This window comes from Kineococcus siccus, assembly GCF_009906795.1.
Classification (GTDB): Bacteria; Actinomycetota; Actinomycetes; order Actinomycetales; family Kineococcaceae; genus Kineococcus; species Kineococcus siccus.
In genome coordinates this window covers 1-10,561 of the sequence record NZ_JAAALN010000148.1, presented here as the reverse complement: position 1 = coordinate 10,561, position 10,561 = coordinate 1, and the positions used below count along the sequence as shown (strand labels likewise).

11 protein-coding genes are annotated in these 10,561 nt (G+C 76.4%); 3 read left to right on the top strand and 8 right to left on the bottom strand.

The genetic code is table 11. The annotated features are described in order from the left end of the window. The 7 genes from GTR02_RS15380 to GTR02_RS15350 all read right to left on the bottom strand — a co-directional run. Positions 1–1,343: FAD-dependent oxidoreductase (locus GTR02_RS15380; RefSeq protein WP_166608373.1), on the bottom strand; the 1,343-nt coding region annotated here is incomplete at its 3' end. After that, entirely contained in the window at positions 1,340–2,299 is a 960-nt protein-coding gene (locus GTR02_RS15375) for a phosphotriesterase family protein (RefSeq protein ID WP_166608372.1), read from the bottom strand. The genes GTR02_RS15375 and GTR02_RS15380, both read right to left, overlap by 4 nt. Next, complete coding sequence (locus GTR02_RS15370) at positions 2,296–2,985, bottom strand: SDR family oxidoreductase (protein WP_166608371.1); 690 nt, start codon at positions 2,983–2,985, stop codon at positions 2,296–2,298. Before GTR02_RS15370 ends, GTR02_RS15375 begins: the two co-directional genes overlap by 4 nt. Continuing rightward, positions 2,982–3,758, bottom strand: a complete 777-nt coding sequence (locus tag GTR02_RS15365; RefSeq protein WP_166608370.1) for a sugar isomerase domain-containing protein — start codon at positions 3,756–3,758, stop codon at positions 2,982–2,984. Before GTR02_RS15365 ends, GTR02_RS15370 begins: the two co-directional genes overlap by 4 nt. After that, entirely contained in the window at positions 3,755–4,705 is a 951-nt protein-coding gene (locus GTR02_RS15360) for an ROK family protein (RefSeq protein WP_166608369.1), read from the bottom strand. Before GTR02_RS15360 ends, GTR02_RS15365 begins: the two co-directional genes overlap by 4 nt. Continuing rightward, positions 4,702–5,784 carry a Gfo/Idh/MocA family oxidoreductase gene (locus GTR02_RS15355; RefSeq protein WP_166608368.1) on the bottom strand — a complete coding sequence of 361 codons (1,083 nt, stop codon included), beginning with the start codon at positions 5,782–5,784 and terminating at the stop codon, positions 4,702–4,704. The genes GTR02_RS15360 and GTR02_RS15355 overlap by 4 nt, the downstream gene beginning before the upstream one ends. Beyond that, on the bottom strand, positions 5,781–6,893 hold the full coding sequence (locus tag GTR02_RS15350) for a Gfo/Idh/MocA family protein (protein ID WP_166608367.1): 1,113 nt from the start codon (positions 6,891–6,893) through the stop codon (positions 5,781–5,783). The genes GTR02_RS15355 and GTR02_RS15350 overlap by 4 nt, the downstream gene beginning before the upstream one ends. Positions 6,894–6,975: 82 nt before the next feature. Here GTR02_RS15350 and GTR02_RS15345 point away from each other — a divergent pair, with 82 nt between their 5' ends. Together GTR02_RS15345 and GTR02_RS15340 are read left to right on the top strand one after the other, a co-directional pair. Further along, a complete protein-coding gene (locus GTR02_RS15345; RefSeq protein WP_166608366.1) occupies positions 6,976–7,947 on the top strand; it encodes a sugar-binding transcriptional regulator in 972 nt (323 codons plus the stop codon). A gap of 49 nt (positions 7,948–7,996) precedes the next feature. Further along, positions 7,997–8,761, top strand: a complete 765-nt coding sequence (locus GTR02_RS15340; RefSeq protein ID WP_166608365.1) for a hypothetical protein — start codon at positions 7,997–7,999, stop codon at positions 8,759–8,761. A gap of 4 nt (positions 8,762–8,765) precedes the next feature. On the opposite strand, the gene GTR02_RS15335 is transcribed toward GTR02_RS15340, so the two are convergent. Beyond that, the gene (locus GTR02_RS15335) at positions 8,766–9,983 is read right to left on the bottom strand and encodes a dipeptidase (protein ID WP_338073844.1); all 1,218 of its coding nucleotides are present in this window, start codon (positions 9,981–9,983) and stop codon (positions 8,766–8,768) included. A 134-nt stretch (positions 9,984–10,117) separates the two neighbouring features. Between GTR02_RS15335 and GTR02_RS15330 the strand changes: the two genes are divergently transcribed. Beyond that, on the top strand, positions 10,118–10,333 hold the full coding sequence (locus GTR02_RS15330) for a hypothetical protein (protein ID WP_205709373.1): 216 nt from the start codon (positions 10,118–10,120) through the stop codon (positions 10,331–10,333). The last annotated feature ends 228 nt before the right edge of the window (positions 10,334–10,561 follow it).

The window sequence follows — 10,561 nt, the reverse complement described above, 5'->3', positions numbered from 1 at the left end:
GGCGCGGGCCGGTCGAGCACGGCCCCGTCCGCCACGAGCAGGCGCTGCAGCTCGTGCGCCGGCACGTCCGGCAGGGCGAGGCCGTGACCGAGGGCGAGCGCGGCCGCGCTCCCGGCGGCCTGGCCCATCGCGAGGCACTGGCCGATGGAGCGCGCGCTGGCGTGCGCCCCGTGGGTCGCGGACAGGCAGCGCCCCGCGACGACGACGTTGCTGAGACCCACCGGCAGCAGCGCGCGGTAGGGGATGTCGTAGGTGCCGGAGTCGGGGATGTAGCGCCACAGGGTGTCGGTGCCGCCGCTGTGGTCCTCGACGGGTGCGCCGCAGGAGGCGATCGCGTCCTCGAAGCGGCGAGCCGACAGCACGTCGTCCTCGGTCAGCCGGTACAGGCCGTGGATGCGGCGGCTCTCCCGGACCCCGATGTGCAGGCCGACCCCCACGAGCTGCGCGGCCTCGTACCCCGGCACCTCGTGGCGCAGGAACGCGGCGTACTCGCGCACCTGCCGACGGCCCTCGGTCTCCGCGCGGGACAGCGCGACGACGTCGGTGGGGTCGACCTTCTCGACCCGCGTCATGTTGGCGAGCGACACCCCCTCGACCGGGGTGCGGTGGATGCTGCCCTCCTGCCGGGGCAGGTCGTAGCGCCCGGCGCGGGCCGCGTCCGCCATGGCCTCGAACAGCTGCTCCTTGGGGAAGGCGCGTGCGCGCTCGGTGTCCACGCCGGCGAGCCGGAACGTCGTGGTGAGGGCCTGGACCTGCTCCCCCGTCTCGGCCCCGTCGAACCCCGCGCCCGCCGCGACGCACACGTCGGCGTCGCCCGAGGCGTCGATGACGTAGCGGGCACCGAGGCGGGTGAGGCCGGACTTGCCGGCGAGGAGGAGGCCGTCGACCTCGTGCGGCCCGCGGGACTGCACGACGTCGAGGGCGACGGAGTGGAACAGGACGGCCACGCCGGCGTCGGCGAGGAGCCGGTCCCACACGCCCAGGAGGACCTCGGGGTTGTAGGTGACCCCGCCGCCCGCCCCGTAGGTGTTCGGCCGGACGAACGCCGCGTCCTCGGCCACCAGGCCGGCGACCACCTCGTCGGCGATGCCGCCGACGACCTTGCGGTTCTCGCCCGGCGTGTAGAAGCCGTAGAACGTGTCGAGGACCGCGGTGCCGATCCCGCCCAGGCGCGCGGACTTCTCGACCACGAGGACGCGGGCGCCGCCGCGGCTCGCCGCCACGGCGGCCGCGCACCCGGCGGAACCACCTCCGACGACGACGACGTCGTAGTCCCCGAGCGCGGGGACCGCGCCGAGCGCGTCGCCCAGCGCGCGGGCCAGGGGGAACCTCGGGCGGGTCATGGGGCGTCTCCTTGGAGGGCGAGGAAGCGGGCCGGGGTGTCCACGAGCAGGCGGGTGACGGCGTGCTCGCCGACGCGCCGGCGCAGCCGCGGGAGGAACTCGCGCCCGAGGACGTCCATCCCCGGCCCGCCGCCGTGCGAGCGCAGCATCGAGCGGCGGCCGACGTCGGTGCCGAGCACGATCGAGGCGCCGTGCCCTCGTTCGAGCATCTGCTCGCACAGGTCGAGCAGCACGCTGTCCGGCCGGTACTTGATGCGGCCGACCGTGTCGTAGACGAGCACGGCGCCGCGCTGGACCAGGTCCGCGTGCGCCTCGACGTCGGGGTTGCGGTCCAGGTGGGCGAGCAGCACGCGCGACGCCGGCAGGCCCCCGGCCTCGGCGACGTCCAGGACGTCCGGGCCCGCGGTGCCGACCTCGGTGTGCACGGCGAGCGCGACGCCCGTCGTGACGGCCGCCTCGACGCACACCTCCAGGCGCAGGCGCTCCCCGCGGCTGATCCGCTGGTAGGAGGCGCCGGCCTTGATGATGCCCGCGCGGGCGGGGGACGTCTCGCGGAACGGCGACGTCCAGTCGGAGGCGTCCATGCCGTCGCGGACGTCGGCCACCACGGCGCGCAGCAGCTGCTCGCGCGTGGCCCGCTGGACCCAGTGGTCGCCGCGGTAGTGCGCGTCGCGGTGGTAGCCGGTGGCGGCCACGACGTGCACGCCCGTGGCGGCCGACACGGCCGCGAGGTCCGCGGGCCGGCGGCCGAGGCCGATGGTCGTGAGGTCCACCACCGCGTCGATGCCGGACGCCCGGACGAGGTGGAGCTCCTCGGCCGCCTTCGACGGGTCCTGGAACTCCTCCCCCGCGAGCTGCGGCGAGGCCAGGAACACGTGCTCGTGGGCGTCGGTGCGGCCCAGCTGCGCCGCCGGCAGGTCGCCGGTCACCGTGCGGACCAGGGGGTGCGCGTTCATCGCAGCGTCCACCCGCCGTCGGCCGGGACCTCGGCCCCGCTGAGGTCGCACGCCTCGTCGGACAGGACCCAGCACACCACCCGGGCGACCGCGTCCGCGCTCTGCGGACCGCGGCTGACCCGCTGCAGCGCAGCCAGTCGCGGGGCGACGTCGGGCGACTCGACCGCGCGGCGCGCCATCGGCGTGTCCACCACGCCGGGCGAGACGAGGTTGACGCGCACGCCGTGGCGGGCGCCGCTGTAGGCGGCCGAGCGCACCAGCGGCACCAGGGCCGCCTTCGCGCTGGCGTAGGCCACCGTGAGGAAGTCCTCGTCCAGCGTGCGCGCCAGCGCCGAGCCGACGACCACGATCGACCCGCCGCCGGACAGGGCGGGCAGCGCCGCGCGCAGCAGCCGGAACACCGACTCGTGGTTGACGCGGTGCACCTCCGCCCACGCCTCGTCGGTGCAGGCGGCGACGTCGCCGTCGCCCAGGCGCCGCCCGCTCATGCCGACCGCGTGGACGACGCCCGTGACGGTGCCGAGCCGCGCCGCCGCGAGCTCGAGCGCCTCCTCGGCGCCCCCGGGCCGGGTGACGTCGACCGTGTCGCGGTCCACGCCGACCGTGTCGATCCCGCGCCGCGCGAGTTCGCGCACGACCGCGGACCCGATGCCGCCGTCCGCCCCGGCGACCAGGACGCCGCTCACGGCCGCGGGGCCCGGACGCGCAGGACCGCGGCGGACCGCTCGGCCTGGTCGAGGTAGGCGTCCTCGAACAGCGCCTGCGACCGCTCGGCCCCCACGACGGCCGCGCTGGTCAGCACGGAGGGGAGCCGGCCGCGCGCCGCGAGGATGCGGGCGGTCGCCAGCTTGAGCGAGTTCACGACCGCGGCCCCCGCGAGCGTCGTCCCGGGCCCGATGGGGGTGTCGAGACCGTCGAGGGCGCACAGCGAGTCCCCCACCGGCGTGCACAGGTCGACGACGACGTCGCACACGTCGGCGAGCTTCTGCCCCGAGCTGTGCCGCGGCGGGCTGGCCGCGTACTCGGCGAGCGAGGTGACGCCGACGACGGGCAGGCCCGCGCGGCGGGCGAGGACGGCCATCTCGATGGACACGGCGTTCTGGCCGCTCGCGCTGAACAGGATCATGCTCTGCGGCGGGGCGAGGGCGAAGTTCGCGAGCACCTGCTCGGCGAGGCCCTCCACGCGCTCGAGGAACATGGCCTGGCGCTGGCCGTTGTTGCCGACCACCTGCGTGTGGAACGTGGTGGACAGCTCGACCAGCGGGTAGAAGCCCGGGAAGGACCCGTAGCGGGGGAACAGCTCCTCGACGGCGATGCGGGAGTGCCCGGTCCCCGCGGCGAAGACGACCGACCCCGCCGCGATGGAGTCGGCCGCGATCGCGGCCGCCTCGGCGATGGCGGCGGTCTGGGTCTGCTCGATGCGGTCGAGCACGGCGTGGGCCTCGCTGATCCAGCTCACGGCTGCAGCACCAGCCCCTCGCCGGTGCGGACGTGCCCGGCGCGCGCCGCGAGCGCGGCCCCGAGGGCCCCCGCGCGGGGACCGAGCGCGGCGCTCAGCACCTCGACGTCGCCCAGCAGGCGCCGCCGTCGCGACAGCCGTTGCCGCAACCGCGTGGCGTAGCCCGGCAGTTCCTCCGCGACCGCGCCGCCCACCACCACGGCGCCCGCGCCGGCGAGCGCGCACGCGTTGGAGACGCCGACCGCGAACGCGTCGTAGGCCTCCGTGAGCACCTGCGCGGCAGCCGGTTCGCTCCGCGCCGCGAGCGCGAGCGACGTCAGCGCGCCCGCGCCGGGCTCGACGGCGACCCCCCGAGCCCGCGCCCGCGCCAGGAGCGCGGCCCCGCCGGCGTAGGCCTCGACGCACCCGCGTCCTCCGCACCCGCACTCCTCGCCGTCGACGACGACGCTGGTGTGCCCGAGCTCGCCGAAGGAGTCGCGGCGCGAGCTGACGACCTCCCCGCGCACGGCGAGCGCGCCGCCGATGCCCGTGCCGATCGTGACGAACACGACCTCCTCGACGCCGTGCACCGGGGCCGCCCCCCCGAGTTCCGCGACCGCGAACGCGCGCGCGTCGTTGAGCAGGACGGCCTCCAGGCCCGTGCGCTCGGCCAGGACCGCACGGGCGGGGTAGCCGCGCCACTGCCCGGACACGTTGGGCAGCAGGGTGATGCCGTCGCGCTCGGGGGTCAGGTGACCCGGGACCGCGATGCCCAGTCCCGTGGGCCGGCCCGCCTCCCCGGCGCGCGCGGCGCACACCGCGGCGATCGCCTCGGTGACCTCCACGTGCCCGCCCGTCGGGGTCGCGACGCGGCCGGCCGCGAGGCTGCGCCCGTCGTCGGCGACGTGCTCCCACTTGATCCACGTGCCGCCGAGGTCGATCCCCAGCCACGTGCGCCGCGGCGTCACCGGTCGGCCGAGTTCACGAGGCGGGGGTCGACCGTCGTCGCGTCCCGCGCCGAGCGCAGCGCGGCGTAGCACAGCTGCAGGCCGGGCAGGACGGTGCTCGCGTCGTTGGCCGCCGGGCGGCCCTCCTCGCGCGCGGTGAGGACCTCGGCCATGCTGCCGTGCATGCCGTTGGCGAACCAGGAACCCTGCAGCGGCAGCGTCTCGGAACCCGCGGACGTGGTCAGGGTCACCGTCCCCTCCCCCAGGTAGTCGTCGCTCGTGTAGGACAGGACGCCGCCGGTCCCCTCGACGCGGTACCCCGCCCACTCCGCGTGGTGGCTGCTGCCGCGGAACGTCAGCGACGCCTGCGCGTCGGGGAACTCGATGCCGACCTGCGCGTTGGTGGGCACCGGGATGACCGAGGTGCGGACGTCCTTGACGCGGGCCGTCACCTCGGTGGCCTGCTTCCCGGCGAACACCTGCGCGACCATGTCGAACCAGTGGATGCCGTAGTCGAACAGCACGAGCTCGGTCATGCGCGAGAACACCGGGTGGTCCGCGACGGTCTCGTCGTGCGGCCAGTACACCCAGAAGTCGGCCGACAGCACCTCGCCGAGGAGGCCCTGCCGGATCGCCGAGAGGAGGTAGGCGAAGTGCGGCGCCCACCGGCCGTTCTGGTTGGCCGCGAGCATCCGGCCGTGGGTGCGGGCCAGCTCGACCAGCTCGTGGCCCTCGGACACGTCGCGCACGAACGGCTTCTGGCTGAGGACGTCCTTGCCCGCGGCGAGCGCGTCACGGACGAGCGCGGGGCGGACGTCGACGTGGGTGGCGATGTCCACCACGTCGACGTCGTCGCGGGCCAGCAGCAGGTGGTGGTCGTCGTAGACGTCGGCGGCCGGGAAGAACTCCTGCTGCCGCTCCACGGCGCGGTCTCGGACGACGTCGCACAGCGCGACGACGGAGTAGCCCGCGTCCCGGTAGGCCCGCAGGTGCCAGGAGCTGATGCCGCCGCAGCCGATCAGGCCGATCCGGGCCGAACCCTGCGCCGGGTCGACGGGGAGGTACGGCACGTCGGCCGCGCGCGGTCCGGGGGCGCTCACCGCCGCACCCCGCCGTCGGCGAGGAGGGAACCGAGGAGCTCGCCGACGCGCCCGCTCGCCGCGCTGGCCGCGGCCGTGTCGACGATCTGCTGGCCCTTGCGCGAGGTCTCGGCGCTCGACGGCCCCGTGGGCCGGGTGCCGTCCTGCAGGCAGGCGATGACGTGGGCGAGGGCACCCGTCTGGTCGGGGCGCGCCTCGTCGACCGGGACGGCCACGGGTTCGGGGTGGGCGGTCGTCTGGACGTGCACGGCGGGGGCGAAGTCGCGGCTCGTGATGGTGCCCTCCGCACCCACGACGACGAAACCGCAGGCCGGTGCGGGCTGGACCGTCCAGGGGTCGGAGAACGTGCCCCACTTGGTCTGGAACGTCGACAGCCCGGTGGCGTAGGAGGCCGTGACGACCGCCTGCTCGTCGACCGCGAGGCCCTCGGAACCCCACGTGAGCGCGCTCACCCACTCGGGCAGCTCCCCGTCGCGGAACCAGGTCGCGAGGGTGGCGCCGTAGCCCAGGTAGTCCAGCAGCGACCCGCCGCCGAACTCGGGGGAGTACCACCAGGACGCCTGCTTGGTCGCGAGGTCGGGGGCCTGCAGCACCGACTTCCCGTGCGCGTGCATCAGCGGGCCGCGGTTGCCGTCGTAGTAGTGGACCTCGGTGACGCGGCCGACGGTGCCCTCGGCGATCAGCCGCTGCGTCGTGAAGTGCGCCGGGTACCAGGCCAGCGGCCAGTTCACGGCCAGCAGCGTCCCGGCCGCGTCGCTCGCGGCGATCATGCGGTCGGCCTCGGCGAGCGACAGCGCGAACGGCTTCTCGAGGATCGCGTGCACCGCGCGGGCCGCCAGGCGCTCCACGAGCTCCGTGTGCTCACCGGTGGTCGAGCACACGATCGCCAGGTCGGGCGCCGCCACCTCGAGCAGGCGGTCGAGGTCGGTGTGGCGGACCTCGGCGGGAACCCCCAGGTCGTCGCACACGGCGTCGCGCCGGGCGGGATCGGTGTCCCACACGCCGACGAGCTCGGTGGCGGGGTGCCGCAGGACCTGGGTGATCTGGTCGCCCGCGTGCATGTGGGCGAAACCCACCACGGCCACCCGGTGCGGTGCGTGCCCGGCCATCGGACTCCTTCGTCGAGGTTCGGTGAGCACTTCCGCTCGAATGAGCGCTACACTGCTGCTCACCTGATGATCGGAGTGTCACATGCTGGATCGGCAGCCGTCAACGGACGAACCGCCACCCGAGTTCGACGAGGAGCTGGCCGCGACGGTGAGCCGGCTGTTCTGGCTGGAGGACCGCTCCAAGACCGACATCGCCGAGGAGTTCGGCCTGTCGCGGTTCAAGGTGGCCCGGCTGCTCGACGACGCCCGCCGCTACGGCATCGCGCGCATCGAGGTCGTGGAACCCACCGAGCGCCTCGGCCGCCTCGCGGAGCAGGTGCGCCAGGAGTACGACCTGGACGCCGTGCGCCTCTCGCCCCGGCCCGTGACGACCGCGGGCGGCCAGGCGGGGCTCGGCGCCGTCGCCGCGGCGCACCTCGCGACGGTCGTCGGGCCGGGTTCCAGCCTGGGGCTCGGCTGGGGCCGTGCGCTCGCCGAGGTGGTGGCCCACCTCGCGCCGACGGGGCCGGCCGACGTCGTCCAGCTCGCCGGGGGTTTCGCGAGCGCCGAGGACGAGTTCAACGGCACCCAGCTCGTCGTGACGGCGAGTTCCGTGCTGGGCGGCGACCCCTACCTCCTGCACGCGCCCGCCCTCGTCTCCAGCGCCGAGGCGCGGGCCGTCCTGCGCGCGGAGGCGACCGTGGCCCACACGGTCCGCCGCTACCGCGACCTCACGGCGACGGTCACGGGCATCGGTGCGCTCACGGAGACACCGGGTTCCGCGCTCTACCGGGGCGGGGTGCTCAGCCGCGCCGTGCGCGACGAGCTCCGCGCCCGCGAGGTGGTGGGCGACACGTGCTGCCACTTCATCGACGCGCAGGGGCGGGTCGTGGAGGAGCTGGCCGGCCGCGTGACCGGGATCTCCGTGGAGGAGATCCGGCGGGTCCCCGTGCGGATCGCCGTCGCGGCCGGCCCGGAGAAGCTCGACGCGGTCCGCGCCGCGCTGCGCAGCGGGCTGCCCACCGTGCTCGTGACCGACTCCCCCACCGCCGCAGGTCTCCTGCGGCCCCGCTGAGGCGGACGGGACCCTCGTGCCGGCGCGGTGGCGGATCTAGGGTCCGCGCATGGATCCCCGCCCGCGCGGAACCGCCCGCGCCGCCGCCGCCCTGACCACGGCCACCACCCAGGTCCTCGCCCCCGCCCTGGCCACGCGCCTGGGCCTGCGCGACGTCGGCTCGGTGAGCGCCGAGCACCCCTCGCTCATCACCCCGCCCGGCCCGGCGTTCGCGATCTGGGGGCCGATCTTCGCCGCGGCCGGGACCGCGGCCGTCGCGCAGGCGCTGCCCGGTCGCACCGGACGCGACGTGCACGTGCGGACGGGCTGGTGGCTGGCCGCGGCGTACGCCGGGAACACGGCGTGGGAGCTGCTCGCCCAGTCCGGCCGCGGCTACCGCGCGACGCCCGTCGTGCTCGCCGCGATCGTGGCGCCCACGGCCGTCGCGCACGCCCGCCTCCAGCACGCCGCCGACGGCGAGCGCGCCGTCGACGTCGCCGCCGGGGCGCTGCTGGGCTGGACCGCCCCGGCGCTGTGCGTGAACCTCGCGAGCGCCGCGGGCTGGAGCGACCCCCGCCGCGCCGCCCACGTCGTCCCGTGCGCCGTGGCCCTGCTCGGGGTCGCGGCCGGCGCCGCGGCGTGGACGCGCCGGCGTCCGCGGGGTGCGCTGGAGCTGCTGGGCGCCGCGACGTGGGCGCTGGGCGGGGCCGCGGTCGCCACGCCGTCGCGGCCGCTGCGCGTCGTCGCCGTGGCCGGGGCGGTGACGACGGCGGGCGCCGCGGTGCTGACGTGGCGGCGCCGGCCCCGCGGCGCGGCGGCGGGACCGCGCGGGTGACGCGTCAGCGCCGCGGCAGGGTGGGCCACAGCGGCTCGCTCGCCACGTCCTCGGCGGCGCGCAGCACCCGCAGGACGTTGCGGCCCGCGAGCGCCTCGAGGTCGGCGCGCGAGAAGCCGCGGCGGGCGAGCTCCTCGAGCAGCCGCGGGTAGCCGGAGACGTCCGCCAGCCCGGCCGGCAGGGCGTCGGTGCCGTCGTAGTCGCCGCCGAGGCCGACGTGCTCGACGCCCGCGACCTCCCGCACGTGCTCCACGTGGTCGGCGACGTCGGCGAGCGTCGCCACGGGCGCCGGGTGCGCCGCGATCCACCGCTCGAGGCCGGGGTCGGCCGGCGGGGGCGCGACGGCGGCCGCGGCCTGCGCGGCGGTCTCCCCCGGTCGCGGGGCGCGCGGCCAGACGCCGTCGTCGCGGGGCAGCCCGCGGCGCATCCGCTCGGCGGCCAGCTCCCGCCCCCGGTCGGCGACGGCCTGCGAGACGAACGCCGGGACGAACGTGACCTGCACGACGCCGCCCGCCCGCGCGAGCAGCTGCAGCACCTCGTCGGAGACGTTGCGCGGGTGGTCGGTGAGCGCGCGGGCCGAGGAGTGGCTGAACAGGACCGGGGCGGTGCTCGCCGCGAGCGCGGCACGCTGCGTCGCCTCCGCGGTGTGGGACAGGTCGACGAGGACGCCGGTGCGGTTGAGCTCGGCGACCACGGCGCGGCCCACGTCGTCGAGGCCGCCCGCGACCGCGGCCCCGGTCGCGGAGTCCGCCCACGCCGTCGAGTCGTTGTGGGTGAGCGTGACGTAGCGAACGCCGAGCCGCGCGAGGCAGCGCAGCACGCCGAGCGACCCCGCGAGGCTGTGACCGCCCTCGACCCCCAGCAGCGAGGCCGTGCGGCCCGCGGCGAAGGCCGCCTCGACGTCGTCCGCCGTGCAGGCCGCGACCAGCACGTCGGGGTGCGCGGCGACGAGGCGGTGCACGGCGTCGACCTGCTCGAGCGTGTCCACGACCGCCTGCGGCTCCGCGAGCGTCGACGGGACGAACACCGACCAGAACTGCGCGCCGACGCGGCCCGCGCGCAGCCGCGCGGCGTCGGTGTGCAGGTCCGGCAGACCGGTGCCGAAGCCCTCCACGGCGTAGCCGCGCGTGGCGCGCAGGGCCGACGCGAGGTCGTTGTGCCCGTCGATCAGCGGCACGCTCGACAGGACGTCCTGGACGGTCTGGGCGGCGGCGTCGGTCACGGGCGCATCGTGCCAGCCGCGCGCCGCGCGGACGCCACGCCGGTCCCGACTGGCGCGATCGTTCCGGCCGCGGTCCCATCGAGATCACCCGGCGCTGCGCCGGGGTCGACCCGCGACGTCCGGGAGGACATCTCATGGTGATCAAGGCGCTGCACGACTACGGCATCAAGGCCGAGTACGCCTACGCGGCGGGCTTCGCGAGCATCGGCCTGTCCTTCCTGGCCTGGACCATCTCCCGCCAGGCCGAGGACGCGGGCACCGACCGCGCCGACCGCTGGGGCATCTTCGTCGGGCACTGGGCGCCCACCTTCTTCGGCGTCGGCAACGCGCTGCGCAGCTACGAGAAGTAGTCCCGCGCGGGGCACGGCGGGGCACGGCGGGGCCGGCCGGACCCGGCGGCCCCGTCTCGGGCCCCGGGCCCGTCACCGGCCCCGGCACCGCCGCGAGGCGGGCCCGCGTCACCCCCACGAGGTGCCGACTCCGGCCCGTGTGCCTACGGTGACGCCTCCACGTCCCGCCACGGGTCGCCCGACGGGCGGCCGCACCCGGCTCCCCGACCCCCAGGAGTCCCTCGATGT